Here is a 19,915-nt window from a genome sequence, read left to right on the forward strand (position 1 = left end):
AGGGGGACAACTCATGGAGCTATTATTTTATGTGCTTCAGATTGCCTTTCATTTATTGATTACCGGTGGCTTGTGGCTGCTGGTGAAGCCATTCATTGAGAGGCATCTGCGCCAGCTTGGGCAAAAGATCGACCATCGGATGAGCCTGCGAATCAGTCTTTTTGGTCAAAAAGTCAGCAATAAGCAAAGGAGGTGGCTGTACCGGCATTTGGACGAACTGCTCTATTTTGCCCACCGCAAATATGAGCCGGGAATTAGTGTGATGCGTTTTTCCATCCGGACCCTGTTGGTGTTCATCACGGTATTTCTCTCAGGACTGCTTACTCTAAGAGAGCTGCCGGGGCATTTGAGCTTTAGCAACCCTTTCTTGGAAGGCATCAACTTCGATAACCGGCTTCCGGTTCAAGGATCATGGCGGTTTCCGCTCTTTGTGGCAGTCATCGCAGCCAGTATTCCTTATTTGCGGACGAGATATCTCTTCGCGCAGCGGAAGGTGCATGGAAGTTATGATCTGCTTGATGTAATCAAAATTGCAACCAAATTCACACACCTGTCGGTGGACTCCATTTTATCTAAGACGGCTGACTTCCTGACAGAAGAAAGTGTGCTGAAGACCCCGCTCAGACTGCTTGGAGCCGCATTTGCCAACTACAGCAATGAACGGGAGCTAACCCTTGAGGCAGAACGGTTTGCAGGAGCTATCGGAACCACCTTCGCTGTGGAATTTGTCTCGGATTTGCTGTACTGCGAGAAAGAAGGCACCCGTTACCTGAAGAACACGCTGATGATGCTAAGCCGGTCCATGGAGCAGCAGCGGGAGACGATTCTTACAGTGAAGGCAGGGAGCAGGGATGCGATCAGTCTGGGGCTGTACGGCAATCTGGTAGTGCTGGGATCATCCGTCGGAACCTTTATTTATATGCTGAAGCCGGATGTCTATTTCAAACTGCAGTTTCAGACTACCGTCGGCCTAACCTTTTTGATGATTATTATATCCGGGCTGTTCATTTCTTTCATGATCAGTACCATACTCGCCAGGCCAAAGCTGGACTACCACTAAGGTGATGAATTATGGATAGACTTTTACTTTTGATTGCTGTGCTGGGACTTGTATATCTCGCATTGCTGGTTTTTGTGAGCAGCAGCACCAGACAGGAGCGTTATCTTCTCAGGCTGGGTGCCAGGTGGAAGACACTGGGGGAGCGCATGCACAATGAGCGGCTGCAGCAGCTTCTTTATAACAGCGGCCTCACCATTTCCGCAGGCAAAATCACACTGTTCCGCTATTCGGCGGCGCTGATATATGTGCTAGTTCAAGCGGCAGGGGGCTTCCTGCGGTCCGTGCCGTTTTCCATCTATGATCTGCTTGTCGCCGTTCTGATTTTGTTGATTACCAGTCCGCTGAGATATCTTCCGCTGGGGTGGCTGCTGGCTTGGATGCATCAGAAGACACTTATTCAAAAAGACGGGGAGCTGATCTCCTTTATCCGCCTCTATGAAAATAACCGGCTGCGCAAACGGGGATATGTGCAGTTTGGGGCCTTTTGTGCCGGAACGGCAGGGCATTTCAACTACATCCGTCAGGATTTGTATGAGCTGTCAGAGCGGGCAGTGGATGAGGGGACGGAACGCGCCATTGAATGGTTTTGCGGTAAATTTCCGGACAACCACGCGTTCATCAACGACATTCGTTCGATTCTGCTGGCTACGGAAGGGATGGACGACGATACGGAAGCGGCCAATTATCTGCGGGAGCAGGGGAAGATTATCACCAAGATCTCCAGCGATCAATATTTGAAAAAATGGTCCTTCATCGGCGACGTCTCCACCATCATCAACGTCATCCCCTCCATCGCTACTTTTCTGATGATCGTATCGATGGCGATGCAGTACATTTTGCTGATCAAAGGGAATTTTAATGGGGTGGGGCTGTTTCAGTGAGTTTTTTGTTATATTCAAGAATCCAATAAAAACATAAAATGAAAAGGGAGATATTAACAAATGAAAAAAGACGCTATTTCTACTGGATTGTTCATCGCTATCGGTTTTCTGTGTGTTGCCATCGTAATTGCCATCTTGATTCCGGTTGTGCGGGATGTCATTAACGCTGCGGACGACAACAGACCGACAATCCCGGGAGTGACTATGGTTCAACCGGCAGAGTTAGCTCCCTCCGCCACAGTCGCCAATACTGAGTTCCATACTGCGGTCTAAGACGATGAAAAAAGACTCGATCTCAGTTGCCATGTTTCTGGCGATCGGTTTTGTGATTGCGGGAATGTTCATTGCGGCGGCGACGAACATCATCGGCAGCAGCCAGGACGACATCATCACACACACCAAACAAGTCGAGCAGTATTAAAAGGGGGCGTGCGCATTGAAGGCTACCGTCCTCCGGGCATTATTCATGTGGCTTGTCCTATTTATAATCCTGCAGCCCATCTTCACCTACATTGATTACCTGCTAGATTTGCAGGTCAAGGCCAACACATCCTACATCACTCAAAAAGCGGCAACGGAGGGGATGGTCACGGCTTCAATGAGAAATGAGGTCATCTCTAACCTAAAAGCTGTCGGATTTCCTGAAGGTTCTATTCAAATCACAAGCAGCACAGAAACCTTGCAGGAACGCAAGCAACGTATGGATGTGTATATTTCTGCACCTAGAATGAATCTGTTTCCGTACAATTTTTCCGGTGTGTCACAGCCCTCGCGTTATTACGGGCATGGATCAATCATGAGTGAGTATCTCGACTGATTAAGGGATGAACCTAATCTATGGACTATATTATTAAGCTCGCATTTGTTCTGCTCATCTTCATCTATTCCTGGTTTTTTCAGATTCAGAATCAGGAATGGGACATGCTGCGCAGCATGCTCAAGGATGCCAATAACATTGCTGTTCATGACGCATCACAAGAGCTGAATGAGTCCGCACGGGCACAAGGCCGTCTGATTATCGCCCCCGCTGAAGCTTTTGCCGCCTTCCGGCAATCACTTCAGGCAAATCTGGGACTGGACGACGGCCTGTCCCCCCTGGCGGGAAGCCGGCTGCAGACTCAAGTAAAAATCGTAAAGTTCGACATTGTTGATCAGTCTAGCGGAGTCACCTTTCCTTTTCTCTATGAGGACAGCAATTATGGCATTACCAAATACATACAAGGTCCGTCCGTGATTGCCGTCATTGAGACGGCTCACCCGGTCTTAATCTCCCGTGCGAAAGTCCAGGAGGCCATAATTGTGCCTGCCGTGCAGGAGTACAAAATGAATAAGTGACTTAATGAAACGTGCGGACTTTTTTGGCTCTGGCCGCCTTTGATCCAGCGTGCCATTATCGGTTGGATTGGCAATTGCGCTCTAGAATATCTGATGAGCATTAATTGAAATGGTTAACCTGATCCGAGTCGAGCCTTAGCAGCCGCATCCAAATTCATTCTTAAAGGAGAGAATCTAAATGAAAAAGACAATTCTGAAAGTAACACTGGCTGCAACAATGATGTTCAGTGTGAATTTGGGAAATGTACGAGCTGCAGGAGCATCGACGACGAAAGCGCCAGCAGCCCCGGTGATGACAGATAATTTATCGAAATATGGTTTGAAGAAAAGCATCGAATTACCAGTAACGATGTCTGATCAAGATTTCAGCTACACGCTTCATAAAATTATGATCTACGATTTTAATTCAAAAGAAGCTAAAGCACTTAGAGATAAGTATGGGTACCAAAAATCAGGGACGGTACTTGTTAATCCTAAATACTTGATATGGACGAAAATCACTATAGCCAACACTTCTAATAAAAATTTATATGGGGGTGGTGGGGAGTTGGAAAGAAGAATTAACCTTTTCTTTGATGATTCTAGGTCCATCGTCGATACTATCGGACCTATGAAGCATATGGGGAAAACGAATAATAAGGATGCTATGTGGACTTTTGATCTAAATCCTGGAGAAAAACTTACCACCTATTTCGCGTATGTTTATGAGGGGGAGTTTGACTATTTTTCGATCCAACATTTTGGTAAAGAATTAACTGAAAAGTATGTGGTGAAGGAATGAAGAGATTAGCTTTATTATTTTTGCTTATTTGTTCAGGCACTTCTCTTTTTTCATCGGGTGTTGCTATGGCGGCAGATACTAAGCCATCTTCAGTATCGATCCCAATTAGTACAGGTTTAGTTGGATCTAATAATAGTGCTAAAGTTTATTTTTTAGATCTGCCTTCAGGAGTTACCAGTCAGTCCATCAAAACGGGGACACTCAAGTATAACGGTTCCAATGAAACCGTAGGAGGAGTAACTGTTGAGAATGGGAAAATTAAAGTTACTCTTAAAGGTACGGCGAATACAAAGGTTATCTCAGGTGTTCAAGGTTATCGGGGATCTTACGGCGAAGACTTTCTTGTCTATCCGGGAAACTCCATTTGGCGATATTCGGATGGACGACGCTGGCAAATTAATGAATACGATGAAAGTACAAATGGTATGAAAACCTATGACAAAAGTGGAGATGATGGGCAAATGCCTTCTGCAAATCCTCCGCATGTTGTAGTATCTGCTGCCCCGCCAATGGATACAAGTTATCTGAAATGGTACAACGGGTCGAAAACAGAGGATATTGATTCATCGGCCATCATTCAATCGACTATCAAGCCGAATTTTACTAAAGGGTCACCTCAATTGAAGGAGACTCCGAAATTTAAGAATGGCAGGGTTATCGTAAATTATTACATTCCGTATTATGGAGACAAAACTTATCTAACTTATATAGATCAAAAAGAGGATGCAACCCATCCGCTAGTTGGTTATGCAACAGGGAGAATGTTTGAAGTAAAAGCGTACTATTATTTAACAGCCGATGCGAAGGTAACCACTTACAGCTATGGTGGAAATATAACCTTCGACTACTCCCCACCCGACCAAGCTACGCTAAACGGAACGGCCACATTAGAGAAGCCAAGCCCGAATCCGATCAAGCTGGAAGGCAGCAAAGTAGATGTGAAAATCAACGTCAAAGGGGAGCTATTAGGTTACGTGGATTCCTCTAACATCGAGGAATGGGTGTTTTATGCCAAGGAAAAGAACGGTACAGCCAAGGCCGACATGAAGAAAGAGTACAGCAAGCTGCTTACCGCATCAAAGAGCTTTGATTATTCAATCCCGGCCAGTCGGGTCGTCAATGATAATTTCAAGCAAGACTATACACTGACCGTTGTCATTCGATTCAAGAGGCCTGTGGTTACAAAGACTGGCACGATAACATCCCTGGAGCAGAGCATGGAAGTCTCTGCCGGGGTGTATAAGAAGGATAACCCGGTCAGCTATCCATCCGTACCGAGTACACCGACCAAGCCGGAAGGCAAACCGCCTATTGCCCGAATCACCGCGCCTAAGTACATCAAAGCCGGGTCTGACATGATGGTATACGGAGGGAATTCCTCCGATCCGGACGGATACATCACCGACTATGCTTGGGGAACTCCTGGAGCAGAAGGCGGGATTGAAAATACGGCCAGAGGTTATGTCTGGTATACACGGGATAAGGTCGGAGAGACTTTTCCCATTACCCTGACCGTCGTTGATAATGACGGTATGATCGGAAGCACCAGCACGGAAGTGACGGTCATCGAGCCGAGACCGGCTGCTGACCTCGAAATCAGCGGATCACTCAAGCAGAACCGGAAAACCACATTGACCAACAGCAGTTCAAGTCCAACCCGGTTTCCGATCATTAAGTCCAGGACGCAGGTCACAATTAGTGCAGTCAGCGGTGGCACGAATGCGGATATTAAGTACAGCGGCAGCTTGGCCGAGCTGGAGAGTAAAGATGTACTTTTTAAGAAGCCAGGGAAATATAGGGCGACGATTCACGTGGAGAATACGGCCGGGTATGCTTCAGACAAGGAGATTACCTTTGATATCGTTCCCGATGAATCCCCGGTTGCCTACTTTGCAATGCCCATAGGGGCCTATAGGGACCCGACTAATGAAAATAAAGCAGTCATTTCTATTGATGATATGTCTTTTTCTTCGGACAAAGATAATATCATTAAACGGATTTGGGAATACCGCTACGATTCTAATAACAACGGAAGTTTCACAGATGAAGGCTGGGTACAGTTCAGTAACGAAAACAAAACTCGTCTAAATTTGGAGCTGTATCAGGTTGGGAAATATGAGGTACGTGTTACCGTTATTGAAGAGTTTGGCCAGCCGACGATTGAGGATTTTGTCACCGATACCGATAGGCTGCGGACCAGCTCTGAGGCTACCCAGAATGTTATCGAGCGAATAGTAGAAGTGAATAACCGCCCACCTGAAGTAGATTGGGATTTTTAAGTGGAGAAAGGAAAGACATATGAAACGTTTGTTGAAGGAAAGCATCATACTATTTCTTTGTTTTGCTTTACTGCTCCCTTTCTTGCCACGACCAGCCTTAGAGGTGGTAGGATTCGGATCAGTCGCGCAGGCGGCAGAGGACGACATCATTTATTACCGGGATATCACTTTTGAAGCCGGGCATGGGGGACACAGAAACCAGGATGATGCGATCACTTTAGACTTTCCAGTCCTCAAGGTTATCAATCTTAAATACAATAAAATCACTAAAAGATTGACCTATGATATTGCACCTGGAGCCAACATGCGGGTCCATTTGAATAGTGGTTATGGTACAGAACGAATTATGACCAAGCTGTGCTCTTCTATCTATACCAAGCAGGGATATGAATACGAAAAAATGGATCAGTATGGGGCAGATGAGTCCTGGTTTTGTCGTGAAACCCCATACTCTTACTACTATGATCGTTATTGGCCAGCGGATTTCGGAAACTTGTATAGTTTTGTCCCTTATGAGGAACGGTATAAACCTTATGTTGATTTTGATTTATCTAATATAAGAGAGAAGATGAAAGTAACTGCACCGAACGTATATTTTCAAGGTAATAACGACATTGACGAACAAGACACACGTCCAGGATTAGCTGGCGATCCAGAATTGTTCAGATTAAGAGTAATCGTTCACACAGATTTTCTTGGAGGGGACCCTTACGGTGTCGGCTATACACCGGCCTACTGGACTCCATATATGACAAGGACGGCTGAACTCATACCCAATCATCCACCCTCTTTATCCGTGGGTACACCTAATGGAATAACCTTAGTCAATGCCCCCAATTTGAGCGGTGTCAATATTGCGGGATATGTCAGTGATCCGGATAACGAAGATGTAACGGTAACCGCTGAAATACCCAATGTTTTCTACAAGAAGACCGTTGTACCTCAAGCCAGGTTATCGAAAAATTTCAGTATCCCGATAGACGCGATTCAAGACTCTTTGCCGCCAGGGGCGTACACGATGAATATCACGGCATCCGACCCCTCTGGAATGACAGCCAAGGCCTCGCTCACGATTAATGTCAAACAGCAAATGAGGAACAAGTCCTTTGTACTCGTCAATACACGTGTAGAGACGAAAACGAAATTCTTTGACTCTGAGGGCGATGCTAAACATGGAGAGCGCTACAGATTCGATCATGATCCCTATTTTTTTGATAATTCCATGGGCATCATAGGAGATTCCGGGTTGTGGCGCAGTTCTGTCTACTCTTCCTTCCCCTTTAGCGGAGTGTACGTGGCCACTTTTCAGGGCCGGGACAACCCCAAAAACGATGATCGGTTCGACGTTTACCGGAAATGGAGCCGGGACAATTTGTCATCCATGACGTTCCATGTGCACCGCAAACCGATTGCCTTGTTCAGCGCCAAGCTGATGGGCGGACTGTTGCAGATAACCGACAGCTCTTACGATTTAGATCATATTACTGCATCCAATAAAGGGCTGATGGATTGGCAATGGCAATATAAGAAGACAGAAGGGCAAGTCTGGACGGACGGGTTTCCTCCGGCACAGCTACCGGGCAATGACCAGTATGATATTCGCTTAAGAGTGAGAGACGTAGATGGTGAAAATGGGGCTGGTGTGTGGAGCGATTGGTCGCAGCAGACTGTAGGAGCAGCCTTTAACTTACCCCCAGTTGCACTGTTTACCGTGGAGCCGAGCATCGTGTCTTACCGGAAGGCAACTACGATTATAGACAAATCCTTTGATCCGGATAATGACCCGCTGGATGTTTATAATTGGACCGTAATTAAGGATGGCTGGCAGCCGGTATGGAGTCATTGGGGCGGTGCTACTACGCCGCCGAACATCGCCGCATACGGAGTCGGGACCTATCAGCTCACCTTGAAGGTCCATGATAACCGGGGGCTTTGGTCGGAGCCATACAGCCAAACCGTACAGGTGATTAATCATCCTCCGGCAGCTGCTTTTAGCATGCCAAAGGAAGTGTACCGGGATACGGTCATTACCATGGAGAATATGACACCTGACCCGGACGAGGATGGGGATGTGTTGAGCTATGCCTGGAACGCCCGGATCAATAACAGCCCATATTATTATTCTGGCGGCAACCGAAATCAGGTCATGACCATCCGTGATCTGATCGCACGCAGCGGCATTACACAGCAGCAAGCCATATCAGATGGCTGGGAAATGCGCCTGACAGCTTCAGACGGAACACTTTCCTCTAATGCAACCAGAAATTTTACTGTTTTGAACCATGTTCCGACAGCAGCCATTAACGGGCCTGCAACGGTGTATCAATTTGACACGAAACAGTACACATCGTCTGATAATGATGGAGATCCATCCGATATGGCCAGTCTTCAATATTTTTGGAAGGTGACGGATAGTGACGGGGCCACCAAATTATACAAGGCCCCCAACATCGAAATCAGTTTCCCCAATTCAGGGATTTACACCCTGGAGCATTGGGCCGTGGACCAGATCGGGGCCAAGTCGAACATCGACACGCTAAAGGTCAACGTTATGAAGAACCTGGCGCCATCAATGACGATAACTTCTCCTGCTGGCACAACGGAGAACCCTTCCGTGCTGGATGCAGAGAAGCAAGGAGATCCGTTGGTCGAGTGGACATACTCCGATCTGGAGAATGACCCGCAGGAAAAGTACCGCCTGGAGTTTTTCACAAAGGAAGGTATCTTGGAAAAAACCGTGGAGAACGCAGATAATACCGGCATGATCCGCCAGTATCAAGTACCTAATCCAACGTTTAATCGCTTCGAATATTTTACTGTATTGGGCCGGGCATATTCTAAGGGTTCCTGGTCAGAGATTTCGAATGAAAAAATGTTCATCATCGACAACCCTCCGAAGCCTGGATTTAGTTTATTGACGGATACAGGAAAGGATGCCACAAAGGTACCGATCTACCGGACGGATATTCTTAACATCAAAAGCACGGCTACAGATCTGGACGAGCCGAAAGGAGATACGATCAGCTATAAATATACTCTTAAGCCCGAAAACGGAACGGAAGGACTCGCCAGCACCCAGGGCGATTTCACGAAGAAATTTGCTTCCAATGGAATTTTTACGTATCGTCAAGTCGTTACAGATTCGTTGGGACTATTTCGTGAGATTACACATAGCCTCACGGTTGTAAACCGTCTCCCGAAAGTGAATATCACGTATCCGACCAGCGACAATCAGAACAAGCCCACCATCGTCAGTACGCTTACGCCGATCGTCAAATGGGATTATCAGGATGAGGACGGCGACCTGCAGCAGCGCTATAAAGTGCGCATTATCAACTTGGCTACAGGCGCAATAAAGGTGCAATCAGGTGAACAGGTTTCAAGTGCTAAGCAGTGGCAGGTGCCCGCTGGAGCGCTTGCAGAGTATGAAAAGTATGCGGTAGAGGTTGGGGCTTTTGACGGCTTTGACTGGAGCGCGATTTCTCCGCGGAAATATTTTATGGTCAATCTGTTGACGGTAAAGGGCGGAGTCAAGCACACCGAGGAATGGAACGCTAACCGCCAGGCCTATAATCTGAAGCAAAGCGGAGATCCGGAAAGTCCGCGCGCTTATAACGTGTATTGGGCAGGAGAAGCCTTCGTGCTGCAGGCAAAGACAACCGGTCTTCCTGATACGGTTCAGGTGACGATGACGGGAGGGTATACAACGCAGCTCACCGCGGCTGATAGTGACAAGCTCATTTGGGATGGACAGCTCACTGATCCTTCTTTTGAGAAATTACCAAATGGGCCGGTTACGTTCACCTTCACGGCAACAAATGAATATCAAACGAGGGTAGATACGGTGACAGTAGTCATTTCTGAGGATTGGACGGAGTATTTCCGCAGTCATAGAATAAAGTGAAATGTGAGGGGAACGTACAGCGGGTGGAGGGGCTTTAGACGACTCCCTCTACCCGCTCTTCCTGCAGCCGCATCATTCGTGACGCAACGGAGGCAGGAACTGCAGATCCCGGATTATGTAGACCAGAAGCATGGGCTGTCTTTCCGTGCACTCTGCGCATGTAATAGGAGAGCTTGCCGCTGAAGATTTTATGTGCGCGCAGCGATGAGGCGAAATCTTCGGGTGTTACGAAGCAGGAGGGCTTGGCAACGGGATTAACCGCAGATTTTTCGAATACAGAAGCGACAAAATGGGAGCAGAAATAGGCGTCTTCCCGGTTGATTTCCACATTGAGCAGAACACCGATTAAGCCTAACAGATGGTATTTGTAGCGGTCCTGCTGCTCCATCATGCCTTTCACGTGATTGTACATCTTCTCATATTCAGTTTTGCTCACACTGAGCTGATAGATTGCGCAGTCCGCACTGTTGTAAAAAGGGTGCACAAAATCCTCGCGGATCAGCCCCGCGGCAAAGGGGTTATATGCTTTTTTCCGTCCAAAGCTGTACACCTCACTCAGCTCCCTGTCAAAAGCAATCGAAGCGTGATTAAGTTCCGCTCTGGTAAACCATTTAATAATTCCGCTAAAAGCAGTGCCCGTTCCGGTAAGCACAACATAGATATTTCGGTTTGCATTCATCTTTGAGATCCCTTTCTGCTGGAAATAGTGTTATCCGGTTAATCGCTTGCTTAAGTAATTCCATCTTACTGTATATTCCAGCGTTGTAAAACAAACTTTAGTCTTATTCAGTTACTGGACCAAAGGCTAAGTCGGAAACTGGTCCTATGCACGTTGCAGGGATTATCAATGGGTTATGAATGAGTCAGGTATAGTTCAAAGTACAGCGCTTTCATTATTTCTATCATACTCTACATTTGCTGAAGCGGCTTTTTATTTTCATAGGAACGGGCTGTTTTTTTGCTGCAATCAGGATTAGCCCGCTGCAAGGACTCTGGGAAAATAAATGAATAGATTCGGCTGAAGCCGCAAAAAATAAGCTGTTCTAACATGGGGTCTGTAAAAACAATTGGAATTGCTTCCACATTAGTGTTACAATAATAGTCAAAATGACATTCTTGATTACGAGGAGGATTATTTTCATGACTGAACAGGCAAAAGAACAAGCAATCCATAAAGAAGAAAACTCCACCGTGGATAACCTGGCCATCACGACGATCCGCACGCTTGCCATTGACGCGATTGAAAAAGCAAATTCCGGTCATCCGGGAATGCCGATGGGTTCAGCTCCAATGGGGTATCAGCTGTTTGCGAAGACTATGAATCATAATCCGGAGCACCCGACTTGGGTCAACCGTGACCGTTTTGTGCTGTCCGCAGGACACGGTTCCATGCTGCTGTACAGCCTGCTGCACCTTAGCGGCTATGATCTGCCAATGGAGGAACTGAAGCAATTCCGCCAATGGGGAAGCCTGACACCGGGACATCCGGAGTTCGGTCATACTGCAGGTGTTGATGCAACTACAGGTCCGCTTGGACAAGGTATCGGTATGGCCGTAGGGATGGCGATGGCTGAAGCCCAGCTTGGCGCTACCTACAATAAAGGTGATCATAATGTAATTGACCACTATACGTACGCAATCTGCGGCGATGGCGATTTAATGGAAGGGATTTCCTCCGAGTCTGCTTCGCTTGCCGGTCATTTGAAGCTTGGCAAACTGATTGTGCTCTACGATTCCAATGATATTTCGCTGGACGGGAAGCTGAACCTGGCATTCTCCGAAAATGTAGCCAAACGTTTTGAAGCTTACGGCTGGCAAGTTCTGCGTGTGGAAGACGGCAACGACCTTCCGGCCATCAGCCAAGCGATTAGCGAGGCACAGGCCGAGAGCGGCAAACCAACCTTGATCGAAGTGAAGACCGTCATCGGCTACGGCAGCCCGAACAAGCAAGGTAAAGGCGGCCACGGCGGTACTCACGGTTCTCCGCTGGGAGCAGAAGAAGCGAAGCTGACGAAGGATTTCTACAAATGGGTGTACGAAGAGAATTTCTATGTGCCGGATGAAGTCCGTGTACGTTTTGCTGAAGTGAAGGAAAAAGGCATTGCAGCCAACAAGGCCTGGGACGAGAAATTCGCTGCTTACAAAAAAGCATACCCAGAGCTTGCGGCTCAACTGGAAAGAGCGCTGAACGGCGAGCTTCCTGAAGGCTGGGATGCCAATCTTCCGTTCTACAAAGCTGAAGACAAAGCGGTTTCCACGCGTGTTGCTTCCGGTAATGCTCTGAACGGGCTTACGGCTGGTGTTCCGCAGCTGGTGGGCGGTTCCGCCGACCTCGAAAGCTCGACAATGACCCATCTGAACGGTCTTGACCAATTCACTCCGGATTCCTACGGTGGCCGCAATATCTATTTCGGCGTCCGCGAGTTCGGTATGGCTGCGGCGATGAACGGGATTGCCCTGCACAGCGGCCTTAAGGTATTTGGCGGCACCTTCTTCGTATTCACTGACTACCTCCGTCCGGCGGTTCGTCTGGCTTCAATTATGAAGCTGCCGGTAACTTACGTGCTGACGCATGACAGTATCGCTGTCGGTGAAGACGGTCCTACCCATGAACCGATTGAGCAGCTTGCATCCCTGCGCATCATTCCGGGTCTTACGGTTATCCGTCCGGCTGACGGCAATGAGACTTCTGCAGCCTGGGCATATGCGATGGAAAATACATCAAATCCGGTAGCGCTGGTGCTTACCCGCCAAAACCTGCCGATCCTGCAGGGCACCGTGGACGGAGTACGCGACAACATCAAACGCGGCGGTTATGTGATTTCCGATTCCAAGAACGGAACACCGCAGGCACAGATTATCGCAACAGGCTCTGAGGTTCAATTGGCCGTAAAAGCACAGGCCGCTCTTGCCGAAGAAGGCATCGATGTCCGTGTCATCAGCTTGCCGAGCTGGGATCTGTTCGAGAAGCAGGATAAAGCTTACCGTGATTCCGTTATCCTCCCAGAGGTCAAAGCCCGTCTGGCTATCGAGATGGCGCAGACCTTCGGCTGGGAACGTTACACTGGCGATCAGGGCGATATTCTTGGCATTACAACCTTCGGTGCTTCTGCACCTGGCGATACGGTAATCAAAGAATACGGCTTTACCGTGGAAAATGTAGTCAGCCGCGTCAAAGCCCTGCTATAATAGACGGATTAAGGACAAAGGGGAGAATAAGCAGATGAGTCAGTTCACCAACGCGACAATTCAAAAAGCAGCTAATATTTATTACGATGGAAAAGTTACCAGCCGCACGGTTACTTTGCAGGATGGCACTAAGGTGACGCTTGGCATCATGCTGCCTGGAGTATATGAGTTTGGTACGGAAGGTCCAGAGACGATGGAAATTCTGTCCGGCGAGCTGAAAGTACTGCTTCCCGGTACAGATGTCTGGAAGGAAATCAAAGGCACAGATACCTTTCACGTTCCCGGCAACTCCAAGTTTGCGCTGGAAGTATTTGCATTAACTGATTATTGCTGTTCTTACCCGGTTTTGTAATTAAATCTATAGGATGAAATGATGTCCCGGCAGCTTCGGCTGCTGGGACACTTTTTTTGATCACATAGATGAATCTACCAATTATTAATATTGACGGCTTAAGTTACGTTCTCATATACTTCCACTAGCTACTAGAGAGAATTAACACTTCTCAGGCAGATTGAATGGGGGATGGGAATGTGGTAAGGTTACGCTTTTGCAAGGAAATACATAGGGTTAGGCTAGTTTTTTTCAGTTTTATGTTACTAGGCTCATTATTCACCATTACAGGATCAGTACAGGCAGCGGCAAACATTGTAAACCCCAATCAGGTATATTCCTATACTGTGATGCAAAGGGATATTGAAAGATTAGTGAAGGAATATCCTGATCTGGTATCTTCAGAATCGCTGGGACAAACTGCTTATGGACGGCAGCTGTGGGCGGTGAAGCTAGGCCGGGGAGAATCCGTACTGTTTCTTAACGGGTCGCATCATGCCAGAGAATGGATGACAAGTGCGTTGCTGATGAAAATGATCGATACATATGCCCAAGCCTATTACAGCAATGGCAAAATTGCGGATTATAACGTACGAAGCTTATTGGACGAAGTCAGCATCTGGGTCGTTCCGATGGTAAACCCGGATGGTGTTACTTTATCCCAGCAGGGTACAGCGGGGCTGCCGGTGAATCTGGCCCAAACGCTGCGCCGGTATAACGGAAACAGCACTAATTTTAACCGCTGGAAAGCAAATATGCAGGGAATTGACCTTAACCGCCAATATCCGGCGAGCTGGACTACGATTCAGGATGCGGTCAAGTATCCCTGGTATCAGAACTACAAAGGACAGAAGCCGGGGCAAGCTCCTGAAGTGCAGATGATGATGGATTTTACACATAAGGTTGATCCGGAAGTTACAATTTCCTACCATAGCTCCGGGGAAATCATATTTTGGCACTTCAACACTTTGAACAGCAATCTGGTCCGTGACAAAACCATGGCCCGGGCCCTTGGCAGCCTGACGGGATACTCTCTGGTGACTCCACAGAAGAATCCTTCAGGCGGCGGTTATAAAGACTGGTTCATTCAGGAGTATGGCCGTCCCGGATTTACGATTGAAATTGCAAATTATGCCGGTGAGAGCAGTGTTCCGTTAAGGCAGTTTAGCGGAATCTGGTCTGAGAATAAGGAAGTTGGGCTTTATTCTGCGCTGCAGTCCTATTCGTTATGGCTGGGGAAGCAAAAGATCCAATATCTGCAGCAAACCATGAGCCTGCTGGGAGGAACGGAATTCTATACTAAAATCGGGGCTGCAGCCGGCGGGACCACTCTACAACCGCAAAATCTTCAGGTTATTGCACGGAAGGGCGACTGGTATCAGGTACAAGCAGATAAAGGGCCGGGATGGATTCATCCCTCACCGGGAAAGCTGGCAATCATCGAGGAGATTACGGCAACTGCTGAATTGAAAGTGAGCGCACCCGCTTATAAATATCCGGATGCCTTCTCTCCTAAGGTGACCGTTCTTACTCCGCAAACCGTCCAGGTATCAGGAAGATGGGGAAGCTGGCTGTTAGCCTCGACCCCAGGCGGGCAGTGGTGGATTGACGGGCGAAAGGCAGAACTCAAATGGCCAATAATAGAGGAAGCTGCACAAAATACAGCAACCGATGCTGATACAACAGATACCGATACAACCGATGCTGATACAGCGGGTGCTGATACAACGGGTGCTGATACAGCGGCCGATGTTGAGCAGCCCGGGCAAACACCGCCAGCTGCTGCAACTACCCCATAAACCGCAAACAAGTTCATAATGGATGTATTTCTAGAGTCCTGCTATTAGCGGGCTCTTTTTGTTTTAACGTATACAATATATGCTGAGCGCTGCATTGCATCCTTCCATTTCTTGCTGAAACAGGACCCGCTATCTTTGAAGGAACATGAAGCCGCGTTTACTTGTTATGCATGTATATGTACTTGCCAGTCAAACCGAAATTTGTTATTCTGTAATAAGAACATATGTTTGCGTTGCGGTTATAGAAAATATTATTTCTTTCAGTTGTTTTGGTCCTAATATTCAAATGTGCGTAGGAGTGAGATCATGCTGTATTCGGATAATTACATAACGTTTAACTATGAAGAGGCCGGAGAGGGCAAGCCGATGCTGATCCTTCATGGTAACGGCCCGGATCACCGAATGATGATGAGCTGTATGGAACCTCTATTCTCCAGTCAAGACCAATATAGGCGGATCTACGTTGATTTGCCTGGGATGGGAATGTCACCTGCCGCAGAATGGATCCGTTCTTCGGATGATATGCTGCGTGCGGTCAAGATGATGATTGAAGCGTTAATACCCAATGAACGTTTTCTTTTTGTGGGCCAATCTTACGGCGGCTATCTGGCAAGAGGACTGCTGGGAGAATATGCGGAGTTAATCGATGGTTTGTTTCTGCTCTGTCCCTGTGTAATTGCTGAATCCTCCAAAAGGGAGCTTCCGCCGCACCAGGTGATGGTCCAGGATGCTGAATTGCTGGAAGAGCTGAGTGCAGCGGACAGAGAGGAATTCGTCTCCATTGCAGTTGTGCAGGATAGAACTGTATGGGAGCGGTTCAGCCGTGAGATACTATGCGGCCTCCAACTGGCGGATGAAGCCTTTATGGAGCGGATAAAAGCGGATGGTGGCTATCCCTTCAGCTTCGAGGCAGATGCTATCGCTCCCTTTGAGAAGCCAAGTCTGATCATAACAGGAAGGCAAGATTCAATGACAGGATATAAGGATGTCTGGAAGCTATTGGATTTCTTGCCGCACGCGACGTTTGCGGTTCTGGACCGTGCCGGTCATAATCTGCATCTGGAGCAAGATGAGCTGTTTAAGGCTATGGCAAGAGAATGGCTCTCAAGAGTAAGCAGCGAGACCTGAACATTAGCTTGGTCTGAACATCAGCCTGAATGCTGCTCCGTCCGTTCATATTGAATAAGCGTTATACCGCTTTCCTCGATTTGAACTTCAGCGGTCTGCACAAAGCCCAGCTTCTCATAGAAGTAGTGGTTCCTGACCGCCCAGGAGGGGGTGTCCAGTGTCCATTTATGGGCGTTGGGGAAAGTGCTGAATAAGAAATGAAAGACATCCTGGCCATACCCCCGGTTCTGATACAGCGGGTCAATAAAGATTCGGCCCAGATGGTATTCCTCTCCACCCGGTGAAGGGAAAATTATCATTCCGCCGATGATGTGCTCATCAGCAAGCAGCTTGTAGTATAGGCCTTTTTCCATCATTTCACTCTGCCACGAACTGGAGCTGTATCCTGGAGGCCCGTCTTCGGCCTTGTTCTGGAACCGGCGCGCATCTTCATCGAAGGTTCTTTTTTGGACTTCCGCCAACAGGCCGGCATCCTGAGGTTCGGCTATAAGAATAGACAGCATGTAATGGTCCTCCTTGGTGTTTTATGTAAATTCCATATTGCTCTGCTGAAGGCAAATGGGCGAAGCATCCGGTTGGGCAGATCAGCTGCGGCAGCTTCTGCAGCAGAAGACGCAGCCTACACTGCGGCTGCGTCCGATTCACTTTGCTTGGGTTTCAACTTAGGCGGGAGGCCGGGAGCCTATTCCTTGCTTGCGCCCCCGCCGATCTTCTGGCCAATCCATTCCTCATAGGATTTGACCACTGCAGACAGATCCTCATCCCCATAGCCGTGGTTGAACCCGGCCTGGAACATGCTTTTGGCCACGCCAAGCATGGGGGAAGGCACGCCTGTGGAGTCGCTGAGCGAGGAAGCCAGCTTGAGGTCCTTCAGCATCAGCGCAAGGGAGAACTGGTTGCTGAAATCATTGTCTATGATCTTCTGGCCTTTCAGTTCAGCTTGTTTGCTGCCCGCCGAACCGTTCTTCACCAGCTCCAGGAACTTGTCTGCGGGCACGCCCGACTTCACGGCGATGGAGAAGCCTTCGGCGAGCGCGACATTATGAATGCCGACCATGGCGTTGTGGGCCAGCTTAGCGACAGCGCCGCTGCCGTTGCCGCCCATATGCAGGAGCAGCCTGCCCATGGAGTCGAAGATATCACGGTGCTGATCAATGACCCCGGTGCTGCCGCCAACCATGAACACCAGCGTGCCTTCGATGGCCGCAGGTTTGCTGCCGGTTACCGGCGCATCCAGGAAACTTCCGCCCCGCTCCTCCACGGCTGCGGCAATTTCCTTTGCCAAACCGGGGGAAATCGTGCTGGAATCCACAACCGTTGTCCCCGGCTGAAGGACAGCCAGGATGCCGCCGGTGCCGTAGAACACCTCGCGGATGGAATCATCGTTGCTGATCATGGTAATAATAACATCCTTGCCTTCGGCGGCATGTTGCGGCGTTGCAGCCACCCGGGCACCCTCTGCTCTCAGAGGTTCACTTTTGCTTGCTGTCCGGTTGTACACGGTAACCTCAAATCCGCTGCGCAGCAGGTTGGAAGCCATAGGTGCCCCCATCGTTCCGAGTCCGATAAAGCCGATCTGTTTCATTGCGTTTCCACCTTCGCTCTTTGAAATTGCATGCTTTTATATATTCTATCACGGCACCCTGGCTTGTTCCACAAAACGGTCCTTTGCTCTGTGCAGCAAGCGTTTCCACGAAACTTCCGAAAACATGGTTCAAAAGCCCGGGATGTGCCTAATGACCTTGCCAGTCAAGGCAAATTAAAGTATCCTAATTATAAAGTTGTAACAAACGGTGTCAAATCCAAAGAGATAAACAGGAGGTAACCATTACCGATGTCCAAGAAGATTAATTTTGACTACACCAAAGCTCTCTCCTTCTTCAGCCAGCATGAGATTGACTACTTTGCCGCTCCGGTGAAGCTGGCCCACGAGCAGCTTCATAACAAGAGCGGAGCAGGCTCCGATTACCTGGGCTGGATCGATCTGCCTAAGGCTTATGACAAGGAAGAGTTCGCCCGTATCCAGCAGGCGGCCAAGAAGATTCAGAGCGATTCCGATGTGCTCATCGTTATCGGTATCGGCGGCTCTTATCTGGGTGCGCGTGCAGCCATTGAGGCGCTCTCGCATTCCTTCTACAACAACCTTTCCAAGGACAAACGCAAAACACCGGAAGTTTATTTTGCAGGGAACAACATCAGCTCTACATATATCACACACCTGCTTGACCTTGTAGAAGGCAAAGACTTCTCCGTGAACGTCATTTCCAAATCCGGTACAACTACTGAACCGGCTATCGCTTTCCGTATCTTCCGCGCAGCGCTGGAGAAGAAATACGGCAAGGAAGAGGCACGCAAGCGTATCTACGCTACCACCGACAAGGAAAAAGGCGCACTCAAGAAGCTTGCCAATGAAGAAGGCTATGAGTCGTTCATTATCCCTGACGATGTAGGCGGACGCTACTCGGTACTGACACCGGTAGGACTTCTGCCGATCGCTGTAGCGGGAATCAACATTGAAGAAATGATGCAAGGGGCCGCAGCCGCAGCGGATGAGTTCAACAACCCGGATGTGGCTACCAACCAGAGCTATCAATATGCAGCTGTCCGCAATGCCTTGTACCGCAAGGGCAAAACAACAGAAATCCTCGTCAACTACGAGCCTTCCCTGCACTTTGTATCCGAATGGTGGAAGCAATTGTACGGCGAAAGCGAAGGCAAGGATTTCAAGGGCATCTATCCATCCTCCGTTGATTTCTCCACGGATCTGCACTCCATGGGCCAATTCATTCAAGAGGGGAACCGCAACATTTTCGAAACGGTAATCCAGGTTGAAAAGGTCCAACATGAAATTTCGATCGAGAATGATCCGGATGATCTGGACGGCCTGAACTTCCTGACCGGCAAGACCATGGATTTTGTCAACAAAAAAGCGTTCCAGGGCACAATGCTGGCCCACACTGACGGACAAGTTCCGAACCTGATTGTGACCATCCCGGATCAGACGCCTTATACCTTCGGGTACCTGGTGTACTTCTTTGAAAAAGCCTGCGGTATCAGCGGATACCTGCTGGGCGTCAACCCATTCGACCAACCGGGTGTAGAAGCATACAAGAAGAACATGTTCGCCCTGCTCGGCAAACCGGGCTACGAGAAAGAAAAGGCAGAGCTCGAAGCCAGACTTACCGAATAGCACTGCCGGACACCGCAGATCATTCATACTAGTATAGC

Annotated in this window: 18 protein-coding genes; 14 read left to right on the forward strand and 4 right to left on the reverse strand. The window is 48.5% G+C overall.

The features are described 5' to 3' along the window. Window positions 1-13: 13 nt before the first annotated feature. The 9 genes from JI735_RS15465 to JI735_RS15505 all read left to right on the forward strand — a co-directional run bounded on the left by JI735_RS15465 (window position 14) and on the right by JI735_RS15505 (window position 10,240). On the forward strand, window positions 14-1,060 hold the full coding sequence (locus JI735_RS15465; RefSeq protein ID WP_039834794.1) for a hypothetical protein: 1,047 nt from the start codon (window positions 14-16) through the stop codon (window positions 1,058-1,060). Window positions 1,061-1,071: 11 nt separating this feature from the next. Then, window positions 1,072-1,941 carry a hypothetical protein gene (locus JI735_RS15470; protein ID WP_039834795.1) on the forward strand — a complete coding sequence of 290 codons (870 nt, stop codon included), beginning with the start codon at window positions 1,072-1,074 and terminating at the stop codon, window positions 1,939-1,941. A gap of 60 nt (window positions 1,942-2,001) precedes the next feature. Then, entirely contained in the window at window positions 2,002-2,214 is a 213-nt protein-coding gene (locus JI735_RS15475; RefSeq protein WP_039834796.1) for a hypothetical protein, read from the forward strand. A gap of 4 nt (window positions 2,215-2,218) precedes the next feature. After that, window positions 2,219-2,362: a hypothetical protein gene (locus JI735_RS15480; protein ID WP_020428330.1), complete on the forward strand. Its 144-nt coding sequence runs from the start codon at window positions 2,219-2,221 to the stop codon at window positions 2,360-2,362. Between the two features lie 15 nt (window positions 2,363-2,377). Further along, window positions 2,378-2,758: a hypothetical protein gene (locus JI735_RS15485; protein WP_020428329.1), complete on the forward strand. Its 381-nt coding sequence runs from the start codon at window positions 2,378-2,380 to the stop codon at window positions 2,756-2,758. A gap of 20 nt (window positions 2,759-2,778) precedes the next feature. Further along, complete coding sequence (locus tag JI735_RS15490) at window positions 2,779-3,276, forward strand: hypothetical protein (protein ID WP_039834797.1); 498 nt, start codon at window positions 2,779-2,781, stop codon at window positions 3,274-3,276. 178 nt (window positions 3,277-3,454) lie between these two features. After that, window positions 3,455-4,057 (forward strand): hypothetical protein, encoded by a 603-nt coding sequence (locus JI735_RS15495; protein WP_039834798.1) that lies wholly within the window; start codon window positions 3,455-3,457, stop codon window positions 4,055-4,057. Continuing rightward, window positions 4,054-6,336, forward strand: a complete 2,283-nt coding sequence (locus JI735_RS15500) for a hypothetical protein (protein WP_157771337.1) — start codon at window positions 4,054-4,056, stop codon at window positions 6,334-6,336. Before JI735_RS15495 ends, JI735_RS15500 begins: the two co-directional genes overlap by 4 nt. Window positions 6,337-6,439: 103 nt before the next feature. Next, window positions 6,440-10,240, forward strand: coding sequence for a glycoside hydrolase family 78 protein (locus tag JI735_RS15505; RefSeq protein ID WP_233476419.1), 3,801 nt, complete (start codon window positions 6,440-6,442; stop codon window positions 10,238-10,240). Between the two features lie 34 nt (window positions 10,241-10,274). Here the strand turns inward: JI735_RS15505 and JI735_RS15510 are convergent, their stop codons facing one another. Together JI735_RS15510 and JI735_RS35810 are read right to left on the reverse strand one after the other, a co-directional pair. After that, window positions 10,275-10,919 carry a hypothetical protein gene (locus JI735_RS15510; protein WP_202677542.1) on the reverse strand — a complete coding sequence of 215 codons (645 nt, stop codon included), beginning with the start codon at window positions 10,917-10,919 and terminating at the stop codon, window positions 10,275-10,277. Window positions 10,920-11,149: 230 nt separating this feature from the next. Next, window positions 11,150-11,323: a hypothetical protein gene (locus JI735_RS35810; RefSeq protein ID WP_233476420.1), complete on the reverse strand. Its 174-nt coding sequence runs from the start codon at window positions 11,321-11,323 to the stop codon at window positions 11,150-11,152. Between the two features lie 57 nt (window positions 11,324-11,380). Between JI735_RS35810 and tkt the strand changes: the two genes are divergently transcribed. The 4 genes from tkt to JI735_RS15530 all read left to right on the forward strand — a co-directional run bounded on the left by tkt (window position 11,381) and on the right by JI735_RS15530 (window position 16,687). Next, complete coding sequence (gene tkt, locus JI735_RS15515) at window positions 11,381-13,429, forward strand: transketolase (RefSeq protein WP_020428323.1); 2,049 nt, start codon at window positions 11,381-11,383, stop codon at window positions 13,427-13,429. Between the two features lie 34 nt (window positions 13,430-13,463). After that, complete coding sequence (ppnP, locus tag JI735_RS15520; RefSeq protein ID WP_025706477.1) at window positions 13,464-13,781, forward strand: pyrimidine/purine nucleoside phosphorylase; 318 nt, start codon at window positions 13,464-13,466, stop codon at window positions 13,779-13,781. Between the two features lie 329 nt (window positions 13,782-14,110). Further along, a complete protein-coding gene (locus tag JI735_RS15525) occupies window positions 14,111-15,559 on the forward strand; it encodes a M14 family metallopeptidase (protein WP_233476475.1) in 1,449 nt (482 codons plus the stop codon). Between the two features lie 306 nt (window positions 15,560-15,865). After that, on the forward strand, window positions 15,866-16,687 hold the full coding sequence (locus JI735_RS15530) for an alpha/beta fold hydrolase (protein WP_039834218.1): 822 nt from the start codon (window positions 15,866-15,868) through the stop codon (window positions 16,685-16,687). A 20-nt stretch (window positions 16,688-16,707) separates the two neighbouring features. Here the strand turns inward: JI735_RS15530 and JI735_RS15535 are convergent, their stop codons facing one another. Together JI735_RS15535 and JI735_RS15540 are read right to left on the reverse strand one after the other, a co-directional pair. Beyond that, on the reverse strand, window positions 16,708-17,190 hold the full coding sequence (locus tag JI735_RS15535) for a GNAT family N-acetyltransferase (protein ID WP_039834217.1): 483 nt from the start codon (window positions 17,188-17,190) through the stop codon (window positions 16,708-16,710). Between the two features lie 179 nt (window positions 17,191-17,369). Further along, entirely contained in the window at window positions 17,370-18,272 is a 903-nt protein-coding gene (locus tag JI735_RS15540) for an NAD(P)-dependent oxidoreductase (protein ID WP_039834214.1), read from the reverse strand. Between the two features lie 249 nt (window positions 18,273-18,521). Between JI735_RS15540 and JI735_RS15545 the strand changes: the two genes are divergently transcribed. Further along, window positions 18,522-19,877, forward strand: coding sequence for a glucose-6-phosphate isomerase (locus tag JI735_RS15545; RefSeq protein WP_039834213.1), 1,356 nt, complete (start codon window positions 18,522-18,524; stop codon window positions 19,875-19,877). Window positions 19,878-19,915: the final 38 nt, after the last annotated feature.

This window comes from Paenibacillus sonchi (assembly GCF_016772475.1).
Classification (GTDB): Bacteria; Bacillota; Bacilli; order Paenibacillales; family Paenibacillaceae; genus Paenibacillus_AQ; species Paenibacillus_AQ sonchi.